The following is a 23,138-nucleotide window of genomic DNA, read 5'->3' on the forward strand; positions in this document are numbered from 1 at the left end:
GAAACGTGGCAGCCATCGATCCAGCAGAAGAGATCAACGAGCTTACCGGCACCCTGAACAGCATTCAGGACGTGCTCGACCTCGACAGCCTGCGCAAGCAGATCGCCGAGCTGGGCGAACAGGCCGCGGCACCCGACCTGTGGAACGACCCCGAGGCCGCCCAGAAGGTCACGAGCAAGCTCTCCCACCTCCAGGGCGAGGTCAACAGGGTCGAGGGCCTGACCTCCCGGCTCGACGACCTGAAGGTCCTCTACGAACTGGCCGCCGAAGAGGGCGACGACGAGACCCTCGCCGAGGCCGACAAGGAACTGGTCTCCCTGCGCGCCGACATCGGCGCGATGGAGGTCCGCACCCTCCTGGCCGGCGAATACGACGCCCGCGAGGCCCTGGTGACGATCAACTCCCAGGCCGGCGGCGTCGACGCGGCCGACTGGGCCGAGATGCTGCTGCGCATGTACCTGCGCTGGGCCGAGCGCAAGGGCTACGGCACCGAGGTCTACGACACCTCCTACGCCGAAGAGGCCGGCATCAAGAGCGCCACCTTCACGGTCAAGGCCCCCTACGCCTACGGCACCCTGCGCGGCGAGCACGGCACCCACCGGCTGGTCCGCATCAGCCCCTTCGACAACCAGGGCCGCCGCCAGACCTCCTTCGCCGGGGTCGACATCGTGCCCGTGGTCGAGCAGACCGACCACATCGACATCAACGAAGACGACCTCCGCGTCGACGTCTACCGGTCGTCGGGCCCCGGCGGCCAGGGCGTCAACACCACCGACTCGGCGGTGCGCATCACCCACCTGCCGACCGGCATCGTGGTGTCGTGCCAGAACGAGCGGTCGCAGCTTCAGAACCGCGCCTCGGCGATGGCCGTCCTCCAGGCCAAGCTGCTGGAGCGCAAGCGGCAGGAGGAGGCCGCCGCGATGAGCGAGCTGCGCGGCGAGACCACCAGCTCGTGGGGCACCCAGATCCGCAACTACGTGCTGCACCCCTACCAGATCGTCAAAGACCTGCGCACGGGGGTCGAGGCCGGCAACCCGACGGCGGTGCTCGACGGCGACCTCGACGAGTTCATCGAGGGCGAGATCCGCTGGATGCGCCGCCAGGAGTCGGGCCAGGAATAGGTCAGCTGTAGGCGACCTTCAACGCCGTCAGGGCGAGGGCGAGCACTATCACAAGAGCCACCAGCAGGGGCGGCAGTCCCAGGAATCCGTGCTGGTGCATCTTCTCCCTGGCGGCACGGCAGGAGGGGCAGCGACCCTCCACCACAGGTGCGGCGCACGCGGCGCATACCAAGTGTTCGCAGCTCATCGGCCCTTTACCTATGCCCTAATCGTTTTGTTTCCGTTATGGACGTTCCATGCCAGTGTTACCCCTAGACTGAGCTCTGGTCCAACCGGAAGTCGATCTGGAGCAAAGAGACCGGCACCCTCCGGTAAGGATGTCCCCCGCCCCCTAGACTGGCATGCCGTGATGCGCCCGTGATCCATTTCGATAATGTCACCAAGGTCTATGTGAACCAGAACCGCCCTGCGCTCGACCACATCTCGGTCGATGTCGACAAGGGCGAGTTCGTGTTCCTCGTGGGGCCGTCGGGTTCGGGAAAGTCGACGTTCCTCCGCCTGGTCCTCAAAGAGGAGCGGCCCAACTCCGGCGCCATCCACGTCGCCGGCAAGGACCTCTCCAAGCTGTCCAACTTCAAGGTGCCCCACCTCCGGCGCCGCATCGGATGCGTCTTCCAGGACTTCCGGCTGCTGCCCAACAAGAACGTCTATGAGAACGTGGCGTTCGCCCTTGAGGTCATCGGCAAGCCGCGCCGTTTCATCCGCAAGGTCGTCCCCGAGGTCATCGAGCTGGTCGGCCTCGAAGGAAAGGCCCACCGCATGCCCGACGAACTGTCGGGCGGCGAGCAGCAGCGGGTGGCCATGGCGCGGGCCTTCGTCAACCGACCGATGATCCTGCTGGCCGACGAGCCGACGGGAAACATCGACCCCGCGACGAGCATCGGCATCATGAAGGTGCTCGACCGCATCAACAGGACCGGCACCACCGTCCTCATGGCGACGCACGACGCCGCCATCGTGGACTCCATGCGCAAGCGCGTGGTGGAGCTGGAGGATGGCAAGATCGTCCGCGACCAGTCGCGGGGTGTCTACGGCCAGGCTTACTAAGAAGGAAGCATGCGGGCGAATTTCATCTTCTCCGAGGTCTGGATCGGCCTCCGTCGCAACCTCACGATGACCATCGCGGTCATCGTGACCGTTGCCGTCGGCATGGCGCTGCTCGGCATCGGGCTGATGATCAACTCACAGGTCTCGAGCATGACCAGCTACTGGTCTGACAAGGTCGAGCTCTCGGTCTACCTGTGCAAGGAGAACTCACCCTTCGAGCCGTGTACGGACAAGAAGGGCATCTCCGAAGAGCAGAAGACGGCGCTCGAGGCCGTCATCAAGGGCATGCCCCAGGTCGAGGACGTCATCTTCGAAGACTCCGCCACGGCCTACAAGAACTTCCTCGACAACCAGTCGAACAACGTCTTCGCCTCCTTCCTCAAGGTCGAGGACATGCCGGAGTCCTTCCGGGTCAAGCTGGGCGACCCCGACCAGTCGCAGGCGGTGACCGAGGAGCTGACCGGCCAGGCCGGCGTCTCCAACATCGTCAACCAGCGCCAGCTGCTCGACAGCTACTTCGGTTTCATGGACAAGCTGCAGTGGATGGCCCTGTCGGTCGCCTTCGCGATGGTCTTCGCCGCCACCCTGCTGATCGGCAACACGGTGCGGCTGTCGGCCTTCAACCGCCGCCGCGAGACCGGCATCATGCGGCTGGTTGGCGCCTCCAACGTCTACATCCAGCTGCCGTTCGTTCTTGAGGGCGTCATCGCGGGCCTGATCGGCGGTGTCCTGGCGGCCGTCATGCTGATCACCAGCAAGGTTCTGATCTTCGACAGCATCCAGAACTTCGTGCCCGAGGCCCTCGGCTGGAACACCGTCGCCGGGATCATCTCCGGCACGATGGCGATCGGTGTGATCATCTGTATCCTCGCCTCGTTCATCACGCTCCGCCGCTATCTGCGGGTGTGACGAGCCGCCGGTAGGCTCTTGCCATGCCTCGTGAGACCGGGCGCAAGGTCATCGCCCAGAACAAACGTGCCCGTCACGAATACTTCATCGAAGACACCTACGAGGCCGGTCTGGTCCTGACCGGCACCGAGGTGAAGTCGCTGCGTGAGGGCCGCGCCAACCTGACCGACGGCTTCGCCGCCGTCGAAAACGACGAGGCGTGGCTCTACAACGTCCACATCCCCGAATACACCCAGGGAACCTGGACCAACCACTCCGCCAAGCGGAAGCGGAAGATGCTCCTGCACCGCAAGGAGATCGGCAAGATCTACGCGACGCTGCGGGAGAAGGGCCTCACCCTGATCCCCCTGGCCCTCTACTTCAAAGACGGCCGGGCCAAGATCGAGGTCGGCATCGCCCGCGGTAAGAAGGACTACGACAAGCGCCAGACCCTCCGTGAGAAGCAGGACAACCGGGATATGTCACGCGCCATGTCGAGCGCCATCCGGCGCAAGGGGGGCCGCTAGGCCGTGACCGCCCGTCGACCCCTTCGGCTGGCGCTCGCGCTGGCGCTTCTCGCGCCCGGCCTGACCGCCTGCTTCGAGGAGCCGTCCCCCCACGAGGCGGTCCGCGACTTTCTCGTGGGCTGGCAGAGCGGCGACTACGAGATGGCCGCCCGCCGGGCCGACGCCGACGAGGCCACCGTGGTGAAGGCGCTCGGCGACGCCAGCCTCCACCTCGACGCCGCCTCGATCCGCTTCGCCCTCGGCACCATCAGCCTCCAGGGCGACACGGCGGCGGCCAACTTCTCCGCCGAGGTCAACCTGGGCGAGAACAACCCGCTGTGGGAGTACGACAGCGTGCTGCCGCTGCGCCTGATCGACGGCCGGTGGAAGGTGCACTGGTCGCCCGAGGTCGTCCACCCCGACCTCCACGAAGGCCAGCGGCTCGCCGTGAAGATCGACCCCGAGCCCCGCCAGCCGATCATCGACCGCAACGGCGACACCCTGCAGGAAGACGACACCCAGTACGTCGCCCAGGTGGTGCCCGCCGAGCTGACCGACCCGGCCAAGGTCTGCGAGGAGCTCTCGAAGATCACCGGGTTCGCGCAAGACCGGCTGCTCAGCCGCATCCTGTCGGCCCCGCCGACCGACGAGGTCCCGCTCGCCACCTTCGGCCCCAACAAGTACCGCGAGTTGTCGGCCAAGCTCCAGGCGATCCAGGGCCTCACCATCGAGCAGGTCCACCCGCCGGTCGCCCCCAAGTCGCCCGCGCAGATCGTCGGCCGCGTCAACGCCGTCACCCCCGAGAGCGAGCAGCAGCTCGGTGGGCCCCAGCGGGCCGGCGACACCGTCGGCCGCGACGGCCTACAGAAGGCCTACCAAGACCAGCTCACCGGCTCGACCGAGACCCGCGTCGTCGTCCTCGACTCCAAGACGTCGCAGCAGGTGAAGGAACTCAAGTCGTGGCCCGGCCGCAAGAACGCGCCCGTCCGCACCACCCTCGACACCGCGATGCAGCACGCCGCCGACCTCGCCGTCGCCGGTTCCCAGCCGGCCGTGCTCGTCGCCGTCCAGGCGTCCACCGGTGAGATCCGCGCCATCGCGACCAAGGGCCTCCACCAGCAGAAAGACGCCCTCGAAGGCAAATACCCGCCCGGCACCGCGTTCTCCGTCGTCACCACCGACGCCCTGCTGAAGGCCGACCTCGACACGCAGGAGAAGATCCCCTGCACCGCCGACCGCACCGTCGGCGGCGCCCGCTTCCAGCAGGTCGGCGTCACCGCCGCCGCCCCCACCTTCGAGGCCGACTTCGCCCACGGCTGCGTCACCGCGCTGGCCTCCCTGGCCCGCATGGTCAAGAGCGACGACCTGCTCCTCAGCGCCAAGCAGTTCGGCATCGGCGCCGAATGGACCCTCCCGCTCCCCGGCCACAGCGGCCACGTGCCGGCCCCCGAGACCGACGCCACCCGCGCCAAGGTCATCGCCGGCACCACCGTCCGGGTCAGCCCCCTCGCGATGGCCCTGGTCGCCGCGGCCGTCCAGTCGGGCACCTGGCGCCCGCCCGTCCTGGTCAGCAGCCCCGCCCTGCCCGACGTCAGCGCCGAAGCCGCCGTCGCCTCCGCCGCCCCGCCCAAGCCGATCAACCTCGACCCCGGCCGCGTCTCCACCCTGCGCACCCTCATGCGCGCCGGCGTGACCAACGGCTCCGCCAAAGCCGCCTCCGTCGCCGGATCAGAGGTCTACGGCGTCGCCTCCCACGTCGGCTACACCGAGAAGAAGCAGCGCCGCGAACTCTCGTGGTTCGTCGGCTGGCAGGGCGACATCGCCATCGCCGCCATGGTCGAGACCAGCGTCCCCGGCGCCGCCCCCGCCGTCGCCGGGTCGTTCTTCGGCGCGCTGGCGCCCTGAGGGAATACGTGTTCGCGGCGGGGAGGTTGTACCGGTAAAGTTGCGGTGTCCGGACGCTTGCGCGGACGGGTTTGACAACTGCACAGGGGGTGACCGGTTTCGACTTTGGCATTACAAGCCAGGGGAAGCGGGCCGAGGACGGCGGACATAACCTCGTTAACACTGTGACCGCAAACAAATAAGTGCCAATACCAAGGCCACTTCGGTTAGCCAGGGTTCCCTGGCTCTCGCTGCCTAAGCAGACGAGTTAAACCGTGTCAGCCCGAGACCGCCTCCGGCTCGGGATCTGGCATCGCTAGGAGGCTCCACCATCTTCGCCGGCCGCGGGGGGAGATGGGAAAACAAACAGCGGATGAGCCCGTCGGCGACTCGCCTGTGAGAGCGCCGGGGCTGAGAAAACGCTAAACAGGCTGCGCCCGGAGAAGCCCTGACTCGGTGCTGAAGGACGCGGGTTCGATTCCCGCCACCTCCACGCGAAATGGATGGCTCGTGGTCGTCGCCCCTTCGGGGCGGCTTTCACGGGCCATTTCGCGTTCGTGCACACGGGGGGACGACCCCCCGAACCCCCCGATACGAGGGGGCTGTCGCCCCCTCGCGCTCCCCCTGGTCCGCTGTCGCGTCCCTGGCGTCGCTGTCGCTCCGGGGTCGCTTTGCTCCCTGGCGAAGGGCTTCGCCCCTCGCGCTCCCTGACAGGGCCTCGCTTCGCTCGGGTTGAGCTCGCTTCGCTCGGTTAGGCCACTTCATGGCGCTTTGCGCGTTGTGGGTCGCGTGGAGAGAATTCGTGCGGCCAACTCTTGGATCGGACGGCCCGCCCTGTGCGAGGCCGCCAGGATCATGGTTGGTTCGGGCGGGCTGCTCGACGGCACCACCCGGCTCAGCGCCGACGGCGAGAAGGTGCACCACCTGCTCGGCGTCTCCTGCACCGGCCGTCAGGAGGAGGTCGGGAGCGCTGTGGTCACCACTTGGGACATGGGCACCCTCCTGATCAGGCTCGCTGCGTGGTTGCCTCATCGGGTTTGGTGGAATAGACGTCCGCCGCCAGAGACGGATGACACGGCGGTGGGTGACAGACGTCAGGAGCGGCTGATCAGGACGCCCTCGAACAGTTCCTCGCGTACCGACGTCAGGCCCAGTTCCAAAGCGCCCGCCAGTACCGGGTTTCCCTCCAGCGCCGACAGCCGCACCTGCGGGCGCGAGTGCGTCAGCGCGTGGAGCTCGCGTTCGACCAGGTCGCGTAGCACCTCGCCGCCCGCCGTCGGGAGGCCGCCGGTCAGCACGACCAACCCCGGATCCACCACCGAGGCGATGGCCGCCAGGCCGACGGCCAGGCGCGAGGCGACCAGGCGGAGGCCCGCGCGGGCCTCTTCTGCCGCGCGGTCGGTGCCCTGGGACAAGGCGACGGCTGCGGTCATGGCGCGGGAGAAGTCGGGGGCCTCCACGCCGTAGGTGCGGAGCAGGTCGTGGACGGCGGGGCCGCCGACCAGGGCCTGGTAGCCGTGGTGGCCGAAGCGGCCGCCGTCGCGGGCGGTCGCGACGCCCGGCGTGGGCATGTAGCCCACTTCGCCGGCGCCGCCGAAGAAGCCGCGGTGCAGGCGGCCTCCTATGACCAGGGCGGAGCCCAGGCCCTCGTCGGCCCACAGGAGGACGAAGTCGGAGTGGTCGCCCGCCGCGCCGTGGGCCTGTTCGGCCAGGGCCACCAGGTTGACGTCGTTCTCGACGTCGACTTCCGTCCCGAGGCCTTCGCGCAGCGTCGGGAGGAGGTCGGGGATGCGCCAGCCGGGGAGGTCTTCGTCGGTGGCGTAGGACAGCAGGCCCGTGGTGGGGTCGACCGCGCCCTGCACGCCGATGACGATCCGGCGCAGCGGGCCCGGCGGGCCGGCCGCCGCGATGGCGGCGGCCAGGCGGTCGACCAGGGGATCGGGGGTGCCCTGCGGGAGGGTGTGTGCTCCTCTGATCGTGCCGGTCAGGTCGGCGATCTGGACGCTGATGCGGTCGTGGGTGACGTCCAGGGCCGCGACGTAGGCGGCGTCGGGGTTGATGCGGTAGATCTCCGCCGTGGGGCCGGGCTGGCCGGCGCGGATGCCGTCGGCCACCACCAGGCCCGCCTCTTGGAGGCGGGCCAGGAGCTGGAAGGCCGTCGGCTTGGAGAGGCCGGTGAGCTCGCCGATCTCGGGACGGGTCAGCGGGCCGCGGTCGAGCAGGACCCGGAGGGCCCGGCCTTCGTTGATCGCGCGCATCAGGCTGGGGGTCCCGTGAAGGGGAGGCTTCACTGCATCTCCGCGGCGATGATCATGAGGACGTGAGGGTCAAAGCGTACAGCGCGATTGCGGCGAAATCGTCGGCCGGTTCGGACGCCTGCCAGCTGCGGACGTCGTCGACGAAACGGCTGCCGTGGCCGGTGAACTCCTGGTAGACGTCGACGCCGTTGGGCGGGCACGGGGGCATCTCGTCGAAGTGGCCGCCGAGGCCGTCGTCGAACAGGCTCGCGCTGTTGGGGCCGTTCACGACCGCGCCGGTCGCGGGCTTGCCGGTGATGTTGGCGATCTGGTGGTGCGGGCAGGCGATGGAGTTGGCGCCCGCGCCGGCCACGAAGGAGACGCCCCACGGGTTGGCGCCGAGGGTCCAGTTGCGCTGCTGGGTGCCGAAGGCGTCGTAGGAGCGGTCGCCGGTCACCTTGCGGTAGAGGTGGGTGGTGGCGGCCAGGCCGAAGGCGTGCGGGACGGAGTCGAACTCGTCGTGCTGGGCGCCGGCGCGGAACGGGTCCTTGGCCGCACGGGCGGTGCCGATGTCGAGCTGGGCCTTCAGGCCGGCGATCAGGTCGGCCTCCGAGACGGCCAGGCCCTTGGCGCGGGCGGCCCGCATGGCGGTCACCAGGTCGGCGTGGGCGAGGGCGCTGACGTCGTACAGGTTGAGGGTGTCGCCCTGGTCGTCGTCGAGGTAGCCGCGGGCCCAGCGGGCGGCGTCGGCCAGCCACGCGGTCGCTCTCGGGTCGCGCAGGCGCTGGGCGGCGAGGGTCATCTGGGTGGCGCCGAGTTCCATGTCGTCGCGCCAGACGTCCTCGGGGTAGAAGGCGTGCGGGAGCGAGGTCACCAGCTGGCCGACGTCGGTGGTCTTGGCCATCGCGTACACCGAGGCGGCCTGGTCGAGCAGGTGGGCGGCCTTCCTGCGGTCGGGTTCCAGCTGGGCGGCCAGGGCGAAGGCGGCGGCGGTGCGGCCCGCGAGGTTGGGGCTGATCGGCTGGCCGGGGTCCGCCGCGCGGAAGACCGGGCGGTTGCGGATGAACTGGTGGCCCTCGGCGGTGTCGGTGTCGTCGGCCTGGGGGAGCCGCCAGATGTCGTGGTCGCCGATGAACGTGCCCTCCTCGTTGCCGGCGCCGACGCCGACCTGGATGTAGAGGGTCTTCGTCTTCTCGTCCCACATCTTGTCGAGGTACTTCAGGCCGTGGGTCGCCTCGTCGCGCAGGGCGGCGGTGTGCACCTTCCCGTCGCGCTGGGCGGCGAAGAGCAGGGTGTCGACGTACGACAGGATGTGGGTGAACTTCAGGTAGTCGCCCGCGTCGAACCAGCCGCCCTCGACGTCGACCGGGCCGCCGACCTTCTTCAGCTCGCCCTTGGTCTGGTCGGTGTCGGGGCCGGTGAACGTCGGCCAGTCGTAGACCGAGGCCGCGCGGTCGTTGTGGTGGGTGGTGTCGCGCTGGAGGCCGAAGAAGCCCAGGATGTCGGCGGCCGGGTTGTGCTTGGGCGCGATCTGGAACTCGGCCGAGGTGGTGCCGCCGGCCTTGATCCGGTAACGGCCGGGGGTGCGCAGCTTCGAGACGTCGAGGTCGTAGACGTGCGGGTACCCGCTGTTCCAGGCGCCCCGGTCGCGGCCGGCGTGGCCCTTGAGCACGGTCCGGCCGTGGTGGTCGACCACGGTGAAGCGGCCGCCGGCGCCGCTCGTCATCAGATAGGCGTGCTTGCTCTCGCCCGGCAGGAAGCCCACCTGGTCGACCCGGACGTGGGACGGGGTGGTGTCGGCCCACGCCGGGGCGGCGGCGATCGACGTCGCCAGCGCCAGTGCGAGGGCGGCGGGGAACAGCCTGGTCATTCGCTCCTCCTGAAACGTTCACGAACACGGGTGTACGCGGACTCGTCCGCGTGGAGCAGGTCCAGTCCGGCCAGGGCGGCGCCCGCGACCGGGGGGAGGGTGCCGACCACGACCCGCGCGCGCGGTGCGCTCGCGCCGATCGCGGCCTCGATCAGTCCGTGCATGTACGGGTCCTTCGCGGTCAGCACGCTGCCGCCGAGCACCACCTCGGCGTCCACGCCGAGCAGGCCCAGCCGGTGGAGGCAGACGCGCGCCATCACCGCGACCTCCTCGGCCTGGCGGGCGACCACCTCCCGGGCCACCGGGTCGCCGCCGGCCGCGACGGTGAACAGGCCCGGTACGAGCTCATGCAGCCTAGCGGGGGACAAATCGCCGAAATGAAGCGACAGCACCACCTCTTCGACGGTGGCCGTGCCGAAGTGCCCGGCGACCAGCTCGGCCAGCGCGGTCGACGGCCCCCGGCCGTCCTCCATGCGGGCGGCGTGCCACAGGACCCAGTCGGCCAGTTCCTCGCCGCCGCCCCAGTCGCCGCTGCGCCGGCCGAGCGCCGGGAAACGCGCCGTCTCGCCCGAGGGGCCGACGCCGACGGCGTTGATCCCGGCCCCGCACACCACCGCGACCCCCCACGAGCGGGACGTCCCGGCGCGCAGCACGGCGAACACGTCGTTGGCGACGGTCACCTCCTTGGCGCAGCCGCGCAGCAGGAACTCCGCGCGCAGCGCCTCCTCCTCCGACGGGAAGTCGGCCCCGGCCAGGTAGGCGGCCAGCACGTCGGCCGGGCCGTCGTTCAGCAGGTCGCGGGCGGCCCGGTCGACCACGTCGACGGCCGCCTCGACGCCCGCGCTCTGCGGCAGGAACGGGCCGGTGCGCGTGGTCGCGAGCACCGTGCCGTCCTCGGCGACCAGGGCGAGGTCGGTCTTGCTGTTGCCCCCGTCGACCGCGAGGAGCGTCCTCACCCTTTGACCCCCGTCAGCGTGACGCCCTCGATGAAGACTTTCTGGGCGAAGAGGAAGACGACGATCACCGGCGCGGTCACCAGCAGGGTCGCCGCCATGGTCAGGTTCCACTGCACGCTGTGGAAGGCCTTGAAGGTGGCCAGCCCGAGCGACAGGGTCCAGCCCTCCTGGTCGACTCCGGCGTACAGCAGCGGCCCGTAGTAGTCGTTCCAGCAGTAGAAGAACGAGAAGAGCGCCACGGCGGCGATGGCCGGGCGGGCCATCGGCAGGATGATCGTGAACAGGATGCGCAGGTCGGAGCAGCCGTCGACACGCGCCGCGTCGGTGTAGTCGCGCGGGATCGTGATGAGGAACTGGCGCAGCAGGAAGATCGAGAAGGCGTCGCCGAACAACATCGGCAGGATCAGCGGCCAGAGCGAGTCGGTCAGCCCGAGCCGCGCCCACACCAGGTAGATCGGCACCGCGACGACCTGCGGCGGCAGCATCATCGCGCTGATCACCACGAGGAACGCGACCTTGCTGCCCCGGAACCGGAACCGCGACAACGCGTACGCCGCCGGGATCGACGACGCCAGCATGAAGATCGTCGCGAGCGAGGCGTACATGAAGGTGTTGGCGGTCCAGGTGAGCAGTTCGGAGCGGGCGATCACCTCGGCGAAGTTGCCCCAGTTCCACTGGTCGGGCCACAGGCGGCTGGTGAGGGCCTGTTCGTCGGTCATGAGCGCGGTGAGCACGATGAAGACGACCGGGCCGAGGAACATCAGGGACAGGGCGATGGCGATGGCGTGCTGGGCGATCCAGACCAGGCCGCGGCGGCGTCTCACGAGGTCGCCTCCGCCCGGCTGAACTGGCGCAGCAGCACCAGGGTGAACACCATCGAGACGGCGAACAGGATGAGGGCGTACACGCAGGCCAGGCCCATCGACCAGTCACGGAACCCGGTCTGGAACAGGTGCTGGGGAAGGGTGAGCAGCGAGCCGTCGGGGTAGCCGGGGGTGAAGCTGGTGCCGGCCGAGTCGGTCGCGCCCGAGGCGACCCGGGAGGCGATCATCGCCTGGGTGAAGTACTGCACCGCGTAGATCACGCCGGTGACGGCCGAGAACATCAGCACCGGGGAGATGACCGGCAGGGTGATGTTGCGGAACTGCCGCCACGCCCCCGCGCCGTCGATGGCGGCGGCTTCGTACAGATGCTTCGGTACGTCGAGCAGCGCGGCCAGGAAGATCATCACGGTGTTGCCCGCGCCCCACAACGCCAGCAGGGTGAGGCTGGGCTTGGCCCACGCCGCGCTGCCGAACCAGTCGGGGCCGGTGATGCCGATCCACGAGAGGGCCTGGTTGACCGGGCCGGTGGCCGGGTTGAGCAGGTAGACGAAGGCGACCGTGCCGGCCACCGTCGGCACCAGCGACGGCAGGTAGAACAGCGTGCGCAGGATGCCCGACCCGCTCTTGATCTTGGTCAGCAGCTGCGCCACGCCCAGGGCGAAGAGCACCTGCGCCGGGACCATGAAGACCACGAGCCACAGGGTGTTGAGCCCCGACTGCAGCAGGCGCGGGTCGGAGAAGGCGTACCGCCAGTTGTCCAGGCCGATGAACTCCAGCGTGAACAGGTCGTAGCGGTAGAAGGAGAAGTAGACGGTCGAGGCCAGCGGATAGACGAAGAAGATCGCGATGCCGACGAGCCAGGGGGAGAGCCACAGGAGGGCGCGCACGCCCTCCCGGCGGGTGAAGGCCATCGATCAGCCTCCGGACAACTTCATCTTGTCGTCGATGCGCTTGTCGACCCCGGCGAGGCCGGCGTCCAGATCCTTGACCGCGCCCTTCTCCCATTGGATCAGGAAGGTGGAGAAGGCGTCCTGGTTGAAGACGCTGTTGACGTTCGCGGGCAGGGTCGAGGTCTTCGGGTGGGCGAAGATGTCGAGGAAGGTGGCGAACCGCTCGTCCTCGGCCAGGTCGGGGCTGTCCATGGCGGCCTTGGTGGTGGGCACGTTGCGCAGCGCGTTCGACAGCGTGACCAGCGACTGGGTGTCGGTGGTCAGGTACTTGACCAGCTCCCAGGCCTGCTGCGGGTGCTTGGCGCCCTTCGGCACGCCGATGACGGTGCCGGCGGTGAAGCCGCTGCCGTAGAGGTCGGGCTTGTCGTCGGCGACCGGCATCGGCGCGGTGCCGTAGTCCATGTCCTTGGCCTCGGGGTCGGCGGCGATCATGGCGTTGCGCCACTCGCCGTCGAGGACCATCGCGACCTTGCCCTCGAAGAAGGGGTGCTCGGCGCCCCACTCGTCGCCCAGGCCCTTGCGGAACTTCTCCAGCTTGTCGTAGCCGTACCAGTCGACGAGCTCCTTCTGCCACTGGAGCAGCTGCTTCCAGGCCGGGTCGGAGCCGATGGCCGAGGTGCCGTCGTCCTTGTACCACTTCGCGCCGACCATCGGCCCGAGGTGGCTGGGGGAGTTCTCGTAGTACTGGAAGCTCGGGATGAACCCGGCAACCTCGATGTTGCCCTGGGCGTCGCGCACGGTGAGCTTCTTGGCCAGCGCGGTCAGCTCCGACAACGTCTTGGGCGGCTGCTCGCCCTTCATCAGGGCCTTGTTGTAGTAGAGGCCGTAGGCGTCGGCGAGCAGCGGCATCGTGCACCGCTTCCCCTCGAACTCCGTGTACGTCCGCGACGCCGCCGGGAGCACGTTCAGGTCGATGCCGTCCTGCGCGATGACCGGCGTGAGGTCCTGGAACGCCCCGCTCTTGCACCACTGGGCGACGTTGTCGGTGGTGAACGACGCCGCCACGTCGGGCGCCTGGCCGCCGCGGATCGCCTGGGTGATCTGGTCGTCCTGGATGCCCTTCTTCGCGACCACCTTGATCTGCGGGAACTTCTTGGTGAAGCCCGCGATCGCGTCCTCGAACGCCTTGGTCTCCACGTCGGTGGAGAAGCCGTGCCACAACTCCAGCGTGGCGGCGGGCAGGGCGGCGGGGTCGGTCGAGGTGGTCGTGGGCTTGGCGCCGAGGGCGGGCGGCGCGGTGGTGCCCGCGGTGCACGCGGTCAGCGTCAGGGCCAGCAGCCCGGCTGCCGCGAGGGGGAGAGAGCGCACGTGGTGCCTCCTATGACCTGAGCATTAGGCAAGTTAGTAAGTCTTCCTAACTTTCAATGGACCCTAGGACGGCCCAATAGGCGGGTCAAGAGGCGACATCAAGTCGTGACAGGCCCTCTCAGGCCAGGCGGCCGGTCTCCCTGAGGTGGTCGAAGACGGCCTGGTTGGCCGCGGAGACGCGGGGGTGGTCGGCGTAGGAGAGCCAGGCGAGTTCGGCGATCTCGCCGCCCGGCGTCGGCTCGCCCTCGTGGTCGGCGGTGTAACAGGTGATCCGCACGGTGACGCCGTCGGCCCGGCCGTGGGCCCGCGCCTCGAAGACGCCGACCAGGGTGGCCGTGCCCGGGACGATGGTCACGGTGAGTTCCTCGCGGATCTCCCTGGTCAGAGTGTCGAGGTCGGTCTCGCCGGGTTCGCGCTTGCCGCCGGGGACGTAGTAGGCGTCCTTGCCGTGGGACCGCACGCCGAGGATCTTTTTGTCGCGGAGGCAGATCCAGGCGATCTTGTCGATGGTGCTGTTCACGGATGCCAGTCTGCTCCGTACCCCGTACCGGATTCGAACCGGCGTTCTCTCGGGTGAAAGCCGAGCGTCCTCGACCGCTGGACCAACGGGGCGTGCCTGTCGTGACCCGTACCGGATTCGAACCGGTGATCTCCTGAGTGAGAGTCAGGTGTCCTTACCACTAGACCAACGGGCCCTGCGTCTCCTGCGTGCCGCCCCGGGGATTCGAACCCCGACTGCCCGTGTCCTGAGCACGGTGCCTCCTGCCGTTGGGCTAGAGCGGCCTGGTGATGGTTTCCGGCAATGAAAAAGCCGCCGGGGACGTCCCTGGCGGCTCTGCGGTGTCTCCCCTATTCATTCAGCCGGGGATCGCCGCTGCCGCAGGCGCAGGAGGAGCAGACGTTCGGAGTTCATCGGATCGTCCTTTCCTGATTTGTGCGGAGCGGCGGGCTGTTGTGGAAAACCGTAGCCATTTGCAACGGTCCGGGCGAATCATTTAAATGCGGCGATGAGGTCGGCGGAGCCTCATCGCCGAGACGGTCAGCCGTAGGTCGGATATTGCGGCCAGCCCACGGGAGAGTCCTCCCAGTCCTCCTGGCGGCCCCATGGCATCAGGTCGAGCACGCTGTGGGTGAAGACCAGGCGGTCGACCCCCCGTGCCGTCGTGTTGTAGGTGCGGTAGACCCGGTCGCCGTCGCGCAGGAAGACGCTCACCATGAAGCCGCGCCCCGCGCCGCAGTCGTCGGAGAAGGTCGTGCCGTGAGACGACAGGAACGGGACGGTCCAGCCGCGTTCGGCCTTGTAAGCCTCGATCTGCGCCAGCGGCATGTTGGAGACGTTCGCCCAGCTCACGCCCTTCTCGGCCAGCCGGGGCAGGGCGCCCGCCGGGATGTTGTCGGTGAAGTTGGTGCAGCCGGGACAGAAGTGGCGCGGGCCGTTGTCCATGAACTGGTAGACGATCAGCTGGTCGCGGCCCTCGAAGAGGTCGAGGAGGGTGCGGGTGCCTTCAGGACCCTCGAAGGCGTAGTCGCTGCGGAACTCCGTCATCGGGAGGCGGCGGCGCTGGGCGGCGAGGGCGTCCTGGGCCCTGGTGGCGTCCTTTTCCGCTTTCAGGAGGTTATCGCGGGCAAGTTGCCACTCTTCAGGTGATACGACTGGTGGTTTGCTCATAGGCGGATTCTGCCCAATGGGTATGACAGAAACCGAGGGTGCGCAGGTCAAGGGGGATCTACATGGAACTGGACGGGCAGCGGGTCGTGCTCCTCGGGGGTACCTCCGGCATCGGGCTCGGGGTGGCCCGGATGTCGGCAGCCCAGGGGGCCGAAGTCGTGGTGGTCTCCTCCCGCGAGGAGAACGTGCGCCACACCCTCGACGAGTTGCCCGATTCCGCGTGGGGGGAGGTCGCCGACTTCAGCGACCCCGACGCCATCGAGGACGTCGTCGGCCGGATCGGCCGCCTCGACCACCTCGTCTACACGGCCGGGGAGCCCCTTTACATCTCCCCGATCGAGCACCTCGACATCGCGGTGGCCCAGGAGTACTTCCAGATCCGCTTCTTCGGCGCGCTGGCCGCCGCCAAGGCCGCCCGCAGCCGGATGCCCGACACCGGCAGCATCATCGTGACCGCCGGGGTGGCCAAAGACCGGCCGGGGTTCGGGTGGGCCGGGCCGGCGTCCATCTCGGGGGCGCTGGAGGCGCTGACCAAGGCGCTGGCCGTGGAGTTCGCGCCCGTACGGGTGAACTGCGTCGCCCCCGGCGTGATCAGGTCGCCCCTGTGGCAGGGCACGCTGCACGTCGAGGAGATGTACCAGGAGATCGCCGACACGAGCCTGGCCGGGCGGGTCGGCGAGATCGAGGACGTCGCCAAGGCCTACCTCTACCTGATGACGCAGCACTACTCGACCGGGATCGTGCTCACCGTCGACGGGGGCATCACCCTCGTCTGACAGACTGTCCGGCATGTCGGTGCGGGAGATCTGGCAGGGGCTGCGGCTGCCGGGAATCGTCGACGTCCACACCCACTTCATGCCCCAGCGGGTGCTCGACAAGGTGCAGGCCTACTTCGCCGGCGCCGAGGCCTACCTCGGATATTCCTGGCCGATCGCCCACGGCAACGACCCCGCCGACCACGTGCGCAGGCTGCGCGAGTTCGGGGTGGTCGCGTTCACCTCGATGATCTACCCCCACAAGCCCGGCATGGCCGCCTGGCTGAACGCGTGGGCCCGCGAGTTCGCCGCCGCCACCCCCGGCTGCGCCCTCACGGCGACCTTCTTCCCCGAGGAGCCGGCGGGAGACTACGTACGGGAGGCTCTGGAGAGCGGGACCCGGGTGTTCAAGGCCCACCTGCAGGTGGGCGAGTACGACCCCCGCGACGCGCTGCTCGACGAGGTCTGGGGGATGATCGCCGACGCGGGCACGCCGGTGGTCACCCACTGCGGGTCGGGGCCGGTGCCGGGCCGGTTCACCGGGCCCGGACCCATCACCGGGGTGCTCGAACGGCATCCCCGGCTCAGGGTCGTCGTGGCGCACATGGGGCTGCCCGAATACGGCGCGTTCCTCGACCTCGCGGCCCGGTTCCCGGGGGTCGGCCTCGACACCACGATGGCGTTCACCGAGTTCACCGAGAAGGGCTGGCCGTTCCCGCCGGCCGAGCGGTCACGCCTGCTCGACGTCACAGACCGGATCTACTTCGGCAGCGACTTCCCGAACATCCCTTACGACTACGCCGAGGCCGTCGCCGCGCTGGTGCGGCTCGACCTCGGCGACGACTGGCTCCGGGCGGTGCTCTACGGCAACGGGATTCAGATCTTGCGGCCGATGGCGCCGTAGGCGCCGTGCTCGCGCCCGGAGGCCAGTTCGAGGTCCTCGTCGGGGCGCCACAGGGCGACCGGCACCATGCCCGGCTCGACCAGCTCGAAGCCCTCGAAGTACTCGCTGATCTGTTCCCTGGATCGCGGGGTGAAGCCCAGCTTGGACGACCGGTAGGCGTCTGCGGCGTTGCCGACGGCCTTGGGGAAGAAGTCGGCCGTCACGTGGCTGACCGCGAAGTGGCTGCCCGGGACCAGCGCCTCGGTGAACTGGTGGACCAGCCCGGCCGGGTCCTCCTCGTCGGCGATGAACATCAGGGTGCCGACGATGACCAGTGCCACGGGCCGCCCGAAGTCGATGACGTCGTTGATCTCGGGGTGTTCGAGGATCGACTTCGGTTCGCGCAGGTCGGCCTCGACGTAGCAGGTGCGGCCCTCGCGGGTGCCGCGCAGCAGGGCGCGGGCGTGCGTCATGACGATGGGGTCGTTGTCGACGTACGCGATCCGCGCCGCCGGGTTGATCTGCTGGGCGACCTCGTGGACGTTCCCCTGGGTGGGGATGCCGGTGCCGATGTCGAGGAACTGGGTGACGCCCTGCTCGGCGAGGTACCGCACGGCCCGGCCGAGGAAGGCGCGGTTGTCCCTGGCCCCCTGGACGATGCCCGGCGAGACGGCGGCGGTGCCCTCGGCGACCTTGCGATCGGCTTCGAAGTTGTCCTTGCCGCCCAGCCAATAGTCGTACACGCGCGCCGAATGGGGGATCGACGTGTCGATTCTGGGGGCGTTCTCGTCACGCGGGGACGCCCAGGGCAATAAGTTCTTCGGCTCCGACATCAGGTCTCCAAGGGAGGGTCGCGGCTCCGGTCAGCATAGACCCCTTGATCGCCGATGACGTGTTAGTGCTGTTGTTTACCGGTGTATTCCGCTATTTCGGACAGCAGAGCGCGTTTTCCGGTTTCGTCCAGGAATGACGCGCGGACCGCGTTCCCGGCCAGTTCGGCGATTCCCGCGCGGTCGAGGCCAAGAAGGCGGGCGGCGACGGCGTACTCCTGGTTGAGGGAGGTGCCGAACATCGGCGGGTCGTCGGAGTTGATCGTGACGAGCACGCCGGCCTTCACCAGTTCGGGCAGCGGGTGCTCCTCCAGCGAGCCGACCGCGCGGGTGCAGACGTTGGACGTCGGGCAGACCTCCAGCGCGATCTGGTGCTCGGCCAGGTGCGCCAGCAGCGCGGGGTCGCCGGCGCTGCCGATGCCGTGGCCGATGCGCTCGGCCTTCAGCTCGCGCAGCGCCTCCCACACGGTCTCGGCGCCGGTGGTCTCCCCGGCGTGCGGCAGCGAGTGGAGGCCCTCGGCGCGGGCGGCGTCGAAGTAGGGGGCGAACTGCTTCCTCGGCACGCCGACCTCCGGGCCGCCGAGCCCGAAGCCGATCAGGCCGTCGGGGCGCTGGTCGAGGGCGATCCGCAGGGTGCTCTCGGCCGCCGGGAGACCCAGCTCGCCGGGGATGTCGAAGATCCACTTGAAGGCCAGGCCGTGGTCGCTCAGCACCCGGGCGCGGGCGTCCTCGATGATCTCGCAGAACTGCTCCGGGGCGAACCCGTTGATCAGGTGGGTGTACGGCGTCACGGTCAGCTCGACGTACCGCGCGTTCTGCGCCGCCAGGTCGCGGCCGACCCCGTAGAAGAGCTGCCACAGGTCTTCTGGGTCGCGGATCAGGTTGAGGACCGAGACGTACACCTCGATGAAGTGGGTGAAGTCGCGGAAGGTGAAGAACTCGGCCAGCCGGTCGGGGTCGGCGGGCACGGGGGTGCTGCCCTCGTGGCGGGCGGCGAGCTCGGCCACCACCCGGGGGGAGGCGGAGCCGACGTGGTGGACGTGCAGCTCCGCCTTGGGCAGACCGGCGATGAAGGAGTCGAGATCTGATGTCACGTGACCGACCGTAACAACCGGCCCGATCGAACTTCCAACTTCTTACATGGAATTGTCAGCTTCCGCCCGGAAGTTCGCCCAGCGTCACCTGGACGGTCGTCTGGGTGCCGTCCGAGCGACGCACCACGACGGGCACCTTCTGGCCCGGCTTCAGCGTCGCGAGCACCTCGCTCAGGGTCGCGGTGTCCTCGGTCGACTTGCCGTTCACGCTGGTGATGACGTCGCCGGTGCGGATGCCGGCCCGCTGGCTCGGGCCGTTCCTGGTGACCGCGCCGACCTGGACGCCCATGGGCTCTCCGTCCCGGCCGATGGCCGTCCCCACCTCGACGCCCAGAGCCGCGCGCCGGGTGTTGACCACCCGGCCGTTCTGGACGATCTGCCGCGTGATGTCGGTCGCCGTGGCGCTCGGGATGGCGAACCCGATGCCGTCGGCGGGGCCCTCCTGCGGGTTGTTGGCCCCCAGGGTCGGGATGCCGATGACCTGGCCGTGCAGGTCGACCAGCGCGCCGCCGCTGTTGCCCGGGTTGATCGGGGCCGAGGTCTGGACGGCGTTGGTGATGGTCGCGCCCGGCACGCCGCGTTCGCGGGGTCCGGAGACCGTCCGGCCGAGCGCCGAGACGATGCCCGAGGTGACCGTGCCGGAGAAGCCGAGCGGGTTGCCCATGGCCAGTACGATCTGGCCCACGCGGAGCTTGGTCGAGTCGCCGAACACCGCCGGGGTCAGCCCGCGCGGGTCGGTGACCTTGATGACGGCCAGGTCGCCGGCCGGGAAGGAGCTCACCAGGGTGGCCTTGCGGGCCGCGCCCCCCGTCGGGACGGTGACCTCGAAGTCGCGGGCGTCGCCCACCACGTGGGCGTTGGTCACGACGTGGCCCTGGGTGTCGAAGACGATGCCGGAGCCCAGGGCGTTCCCGGTGGTGATCTGCACGATCGACGGGAGCACCCGGTGGATGACGTCCTCGTAGAGCGATTCCAGGCCGAGCGCCTGCTGGGCGGGCGTCACCGGCGCGCCCGGCGCGGTGGGCGAAGGAGGCGCTGACGGGGTCGCCGTGGCCGTACCGGGCGACGAGTTGGCACAGCCCGCCGCCGCCGCGAGGCAGGCGAGGACGGCGATCCGGGTGATGACCGGCGAGAATTCCATGCGCACCTGTCTACCCAGGTGGATCACCGGATTCCAGCACCGTTGGAGCGTGCCATCGTCCGGCTTCGATCATGAATTCTGACGTAATCTGCCGTCATGGCGGACGAACTCGGCACCCCTGCCCGGCCGTCGGCACGCTCCTACGACGCGCCAACCACTCCGATACCGGTCTATCGCCCTCCCATCGAGGTCGATCAGGCCCCCGCTCCCGTCCCGCCGCCGCCCTCCGGCGGCAACAGAGGGCGGGTCCTCTGGTCGGTCTTCGCCGCGCTGGTGACGGTCGCCGCCGTGGTCTTCGCCTTCTCCGCGTTCTCGGCCGACGAGCCGGTCCGCGAGGTGACCGTGCTGCCCGCCGCCGACTCGGCCTCGACGCCGACGGCCCCCGCGCCCGGCCGCAGCCCGCTCTCGTTACCCGCGCCCCCGGCCGGCAAGGTGCTCGCCACCTACGCGGGAACGGGCACGCCCACCGCGGGCCTCGTCGACGACCGCCGCTCGGGCATCGTGTACGCCGCCTTCGCCGCCCCCTGGGAGCAGGTCAAGCCCGACCCCTTCCAGTTCCGCCAGCGGGCCGGCCAGGCCATCATCGCCTCGGCCCCGATCCCCGGCGCGAACCCCGGCACCCCGAAGACCGCCGCCCAGTGGCGCGCCCTGACCGCCAAGGCGGCCCGCTGGACGGTCACCCGCTACCAGCCCGGCGAGGCGACGTTCCAGTGGACCGCCTCGCAGCGCACCCGCCACGGCGTCGGCTGGGTGCTCGGCTACCGGGTGGCCTGGGAGAGCGGCGGCAAACGGCGCACCGCCGAGGCGGTCGTGGCGCTCGTGAAGACCGGCGGCAAGCCCGCGATGCTCTTCGCCTCGGTGCCCGATTCGCGGAAAGAGCTGCGCAGAGACCTGAACGTGCTGCTCGCGACGGTTCGCCCCCGGTAGCCTCGAAGCTTCTTCTAGAATATGATTCTGTCCACATTGCCGAGTGTGGAGGGGTCAGATGGCGATCGGGCTGAGCGAAGAGCACGAAGCGCTGCGCGAGTCGGTGGCGGGGTGGGCGCGGCGTCACGTCACGCCGCAGGTCGTCAGGGCCGAGTCGGCCGGCCGGCCCCCGTTCTGGTCCGGCCTGGCCGACCAGGGGCTGCTCGGCCTGCACCTGCCCGAAGACGTGGGAGGCTCCGGATACGGCCTGCTGGAGGCCGCCGTGGCGGTCGAGGCCCTGGCCGAGAAGATCGCGCCCGGCCCCTACGTGCCGACCGTGCTGGCCAGTGCGGCGATCCACGCGTCCGACAGCAAGGCGTTCGGTGAGCTGCTGGCGGGCCTGGCCGACGGGTCGCTGACCGGCGCGCTCGCCCTCGACGCCGACCTGACCGGCACGGGCAGGGTCTCCGGGGTGGCCGAACAGGTGCTCGGCGCCGAGGGGGCCGACGTCCTGGTGCTCCCGGTGGGCGACACGTGGGTGGTCGTCGAGGCGTCGGCCGCGACGGTGACCCCGATCCCGGCGCTCGACCTCACCCGGGGCGTCGCGCGGGTCGAACTGGCCGACGCCGAGGCGCGGGTGCTCGACGGGCTGACCGCCGAGACCGTGCGCCACCTGGCCGCCGTGCTGCTGGGCGCCGACGCCATCGGGGTGGCCTCCTGGTGCGTGACCGCCGCCGCCGACTACGCGAAGGTGCGGGTGCAGTTCGGCCGTCCGATCGGCCAGTTCCAGGGCATCAAGCACAAGATCTCGCGCATGCTGGTCGTGCTGGAGCAGGCCCGCGCCACCGTCTGGGACGCCACCCGCGCCACCGGCGACGAGCGCGACTACGCGGCGGCCGTCGCCGGAGTGGTGGCCCCCGACGCGGCCGTGCAGTGCGCCAAGGACGCCGTCCAGACCTTCGGCGGCATCGGCTACACCTTCGAGCACGACGCCCACCTCTACCTTCGCCGCGCCCTCACGATCCGGGCGCTGACCGGCTCGTCGGCCGACTGGAAGGAGCGGGTCGCCGCGCTGAGCCTGGCGGGGGTGAGCCGGGAGATGCGGCTCGACCTGCCGGAAGACGCCGAGCCGCTGCGTGAGCGCATCCGCGCCGAACTGGCCGAGGTCGCCCCGCTGGAGGGGGTCGAGCAGAAGCGGGCGCTGGCCTCGGCCGGGTTCGTGATGCCCCACCTGCCGGCGCCGTGGGGGCGCAGCGCCCCGCCGCTGGAGCAGGTGCTGATCCAGCAGGAGATCAAGGCGGCCGGGATCAAGATGCCGCAGATGATCATTGGCGCCTGGGTGGTGCCCTCGATCGCCGTGTACGGCACCGAGGAGCAGCAGCAGCGGTTCCTGCCCCGCACCCTCAGCGGGGAGCTCATCTGGTGCCAGCTGTTCTCCGAGCCGGGGGCGGGTTCCGACCTGGCCAACGTCCAGATGAAGGCGGAGCAGGTCGAGGGCGGCTGGCGGCTCAACGGGCAGAAGATCTGGACCAGCGTGGCGCACGTCGCCGAGTGGGGCATCTGCATCGCCCGCACCTCCGGCGAGGGCTCCAAGCACGACGGCATCACCTACTTCATCGTCGACATGAAGGCCCAGGGGGTCACGGTCCGGCCGCTGACCGAGATGACCGGCGAGAACCTGTTCAACGAGGTCTTCTTCGACGACGTGTTCGTGCCCGACGAGCTCGTGGTCGGCGCGGTGAACGAGGGCTGGAAGGTGGCCCGCAACACGCTGTCGAACGAGCGGGTGTCGTTGTCGTCGGGGTCGGGCGGGACCGGCTCGTCGGTGCCCGACCTGCTCGGGCTGGCCGGGCGGCTCGGCCGCGAGCTGACGCCGGTCGAGCGGCAGGAGCTCGCCGAGGTCGTCTGCGAGGGCCACTCGATCAACGCCCTGTCGTTGCGGGTCACCCTGAAGCAGCTCGCCGGCACCGAGCCGGGCGCCGACGCGTCGGTGCGCAAGCTGCTGTCGACCTCGCACGCGCAGCACGTCTCGGAGTGCGCGGTGAATCTGATCGGCCCGGCCGCCGTGACGGCGGCAGACTGGAAGCTGGGCGACGCCGGCTACTGGAACCGGGCGATCCTCGCCACCCGCGCCATGACGATCTACGGCGGCACCACCGAGGTGCAGCTCAACATCATCGGCGAGCGCATGCTGGGCCTGCCCCGCGACCCGGAGCCGGGCAAGTAAGAACCTGTTACCTAAACCTGTTCCGGGCCTGATTCAAGGCCT

The 23,138-nt window shown here is 69.6% G+C and carries 20 protein-coding genes, 3 tRNA genes and 1 other RNA gene; 10 read left to right on the forward strand and 14 right to left on the reverse strand.

Going from position 1 to position 23,138, the window contains the following annotated elements; translation table 11 throughout:
- The first annotated feature begins 5 nt into the window (after window positions 1-5).
- The 6 genes from prfB (at window position 6) to ssrA (ending at window position 5,942) form a co-directional block, all read left to right on the forward strand.
- A complete protein-coding gene (gene prfB, locus AW274_RS28690; protein ID WP_062438281.1) occupies window positions 6-1,121 on the forward strand; it encodes a peptide chain release factor 2 in 1,116 nt (371 codons plus the stop codon).
- Between the two features lie 357 nt (window positions 1,122-1,478).
- Window positions 1,479-2,168, forward strand: a complete 690-nt coding sequence (gene ftsE, locus AW274_RS28695) for a cell division ATP-binding protein FtsE (protein WP_062335424.1) — start codon at window positions 1,479-1,481, stop codon at window positions 2,166-2,168.
- A 9-nt stretch (window positions 2,169-2,177) separates the two neighbouring features.
- A complete protein-coding gene (gene ftsX / locus AW274_RS28700; protein ID WP_062438284.1) occupies window positions 2,178-3,077 on the forward strand; it encodes a permease-like cell division protein FtsX in 900 nt (299 codons plus the stop codon).
- Between the two features lie 23 nt (window positions 3,078-3,100).
- On the forward strand, window positions 3,101-3,583 hold the full coding sequence (gene smpB / locus AW274_RS28705) for an SsrA-binding protein SmpB (protein ID WP_062438287.1): 483 nt from the start codon (window positions 3,101-3,103) through the stop codon (window positions 3,581-3,583).
- A 3-nt stretch (window positions 3,584-3,586) separates the two neighbouring features.
- Window positions 3,587-5,467: a penicillin-binding transpeptidase domain-containing protein gene (locus AW274_RS28710; RefSeq protein ID WP_062438290.1), complete on the forward strand. Its 1,881-nt coding sequence runs from the start codon at window positions 3,587-3,589 to the stop codon at window positions 5,465-5,467.
- 85 nt (window positions 5,468-5,552) lie between these two features.
- Window positions 5,553-5,942: a transfer-messenger RNA gene (gene ssrA / locus AW274_RS28715) on the forward strand.
- A 598-nt stretch (window positions 5,943-6,540) separates the two neighbouring features.
- Here the strand turns inward: ssrA and AW274_RS28720 are convergent.
- The 11 genes from AW274_RS28720 to AW274_RS28770 all read right to left on the reverse strand — a co-directional run bounded on the left by AW274_RS28720 (window position 6,541) and on the right by AW274_RS28770 (window position 15,260).
- Window positions 6,541-7,737 (reverse strand): ROK family transcriptional regulator, encoded by a 1,197-nt coding sequence (locus AW274_RS28720; RefSeq protein ID WP_198169472.1) that lies wholly within the window; start codon window positions 7,735-7,737, stop codon window positions 6,541-6,543.
- Window positions 7,738-7,756: 19 nt separating this feature from the next.
- On the reverse strand, window positions 7,757-9,553 hold the full coding sequence (locus tag AW274_RS28725; protein WP_062438296.1) for a glycoside hydrolase family 9 protein: 1,797 nt from the start codon (window positions 9,551-9,553) through the stop codon (window positions 7,757-7,759).
- Complete coding sequence (locus AW274_RS28730) at window positions 9,550-10,509, reverse strand: N-acetylglucosamine kinase (RefSeq protein ID WP_062438299.1); 960 nt, start codon at window positions 10,507-10,509, stop codon at window positions 9,550-9,552. Before AW274_RS28730 ends, AW274_RS28725 begins: the two co-directional genes overlap by 4 nt.
- Window positions 10,506-11,333 (reverse strand): carbohydrate ABC transporter permease, encoded by an 828-nt coding sequence (locus AW274_RS28735; RefSeq protein ID WP_062438302.1) that lies wholly within the window; start codon window positions 11,331-11,333, stop codon window positions 10,506-10,508. Before AW274_RS28735 ends, AW274_RS28730 begins: the two co-directional genes overlap by 4 nt.
- A complete protein-coding gene (locus AW274_RS28740; RefSeq protein ID WP_062438306.1) occupies window positions 11,330-12,244 on the reverse strand; it encodes a carbohydrate ABC transporter permease in 915 nt (304 codons plus the stop codon). The genes AW274_RS28735 and AW274_RS28740 overlap by 4 nt, the downstream gene beginning before the upstream one ends.
- Window positions 12,245-12,247: 3 nt before the next feature.
- Window positions 12,248-13,591 (reverse strand): extracellular solute-binding protein, encoded by a 1,344-nt coding sequence (locus tag AW274_RS28745; RefSeq protein WP_062438309.1) that lies wholly within the window; start codon window positions 13,589-13,591, stop codon window positions 12,248-12,250.
- Window positions 13,592-13,709: 118 nt separating this feature from the next.
- Window positions 13,710-14,111 carry an NUDIX hydrolase gene (locus AW274_RS28750; protein WP_062438312.1) on the reverse strand — a complete coding sequence of 134 codons (402 nt, stop codon included), beginning with the start codon at window positions 14,109-14,111 and terminating at the stop codon, window positions 13,710-13,712.
- 18 nt (window positions 14,112-14,129) lie between these two features.
- Window positions 14,130-14,203: transfer RNA gene (locus AW274_RS28755), tRNA-Glu, on the reverse strand.
- Between the two features lie 10 nt (window positions 14,204-14,213).
- Window positions 14,214-14,286 (reverse strand) — tRNA-Glu (locus AW274_RS28760).
- Window positions 14,287-14,300: 14 nt separating this feature from the next.
- Window positions 14,301-14,374 (reverse strand) — tRNA-Leu (locus AW274_RS28765).
- A gap of 256 nt (window positions 14,375-14,630) precedes the next feature.
- Complete coding sequence (locus tag AW274_RS28770; RefSeq protein ID WP_083974983.1) at window positions 14,631-15,260, reverse strand: DUF899 domain-containing protein; 630 nt, start codon at window positions 15,258-15,260, stop codon at window positions 14,631-14,633.
- A gap of 62 nt (window positions 15,261-15,322) precedes the next feature.
- Here AW274_RS28770 and AW274_RS28775 point away from each other — a divergent pair, with 62 nt between their 5' ends.
- Together AW274_RS28775 and AW274_RS28780 are read left to right on the forward strand one after the other, a co-directional pair.
- Window positions 15,323-16,036: an SDR family oxidoreductase gene (locus AW274_RS28775; RefSeq protein WP_062438315.1), complete on the forward strand. Its 714-nt coding sequence runs from the start codon at window positions 15,323-15,325 to the stop codon at window positions 16,034-16,036.
- A gap of 13 nt (window positions 16,037-16,049) precedes the next feature.
- On the forward strand, window positions 16,050-16,919 hold the full coding sequence (locus AW274_RS28780) for an amidohydrolase family protein (protein WP_062438317.1): 870 nt from the start codon (window positions 16,050-16,052) through the stop codon (window positions 16,917-16,919).
- Here AW274_RS28780 and AW274_RS28785 read toward each other — a convergent pair.
- The 3 genes from AW274_RS28785 to AW274_RS28795 all read right to left on the reverse strand — a co-directional run bounded on the left by AW274_RS28785 (window position 16,892) and on the right by AW274_RS28795 (window position 19,963).
- The gene (locus AW274_RS28785; protein WP_232320464.1) at window positions 16,892-17,641 is read right to left on the reverse strand and encodes an SAM-dependent methyltransferase; all 750 of its coding nucleotides are present in this window, start codon (window positions 17,639-17,641) and stop codon (window positions 16,892-16,894) included. The two genes, AW274_RS28780 and AW274_RS28785, sit on opposite strands and share 28 nt — an antisense overlap.
- Window positions 17,642-17,793: 152 nt before the next feature.
- Window positions 17,794-18,822 carry an adenosine deaminase gene (locus AW274_RS28790; RefSeq protein ID WP_062438322.1) on the reverse strand — a complete coding sequence of 343 codons (1,029 nt, stop codon included), beginning with the start codon at window positions 18,820-18,822 and terminating at the stop codon, window positions 17,794-17,796.
- A gap of 55 nt (window positions 18,823-18,877) precedes the next feature.
- Window positions 18,878-19,963: a S1C family serine protease gene (locus tag AW274_RS28795; protein WP_062438324.1), complete on the reverse strand. Its 1,086-nt coding sequence runs from the start codon at window positions 19,961-19,963 to the stop codon at window positions 18,878-18,880.
- A gap of 96 nt (window positions 19,964-20,059) precedes the next feature.
- Here AW274_RS28795 and AW274_RS28800 point away from each other — a divergent pair, with 96 nt between their 5' ends.
- Window positions 20,060-20,890 carry a hypothetical protein gene (locus AW274_RS28800; RefSeq protein ID WP_062438327.1) on the forward strand — a complete coding sequence of 277 codons (831 nt, stop codon included), beginning with the start codon at window positions 20,060-20,062 and terminating at the stop codon, window positions 20,888-20,890.
- Window positions 20,891-20,948: 58 nt separating this feature from the next.
- A complete protein-coding gene (locus tag AW274_RS28805; protein WP_062438331.1) occupies window positions 20,949-23,096 on the forward strand; it encodes an acyl-CoA dehydrogenase family protein in 2,148 nt (715 codons plus the stop codon).
- Window positions 23,097-23,138 lie beyond the last annotated feature (42 nt).

It is taken from the genome of Herbidospora daliensis (genome assembly GCF_001570585.1).
In the GTDB taxonomy this organism is placed as follows: Bacteria; Actinomycetota; Actinomycetes; order Streptosporangiales; family Streptosporangiaceae; genus Herbidospora; species Herbidospora daliensis.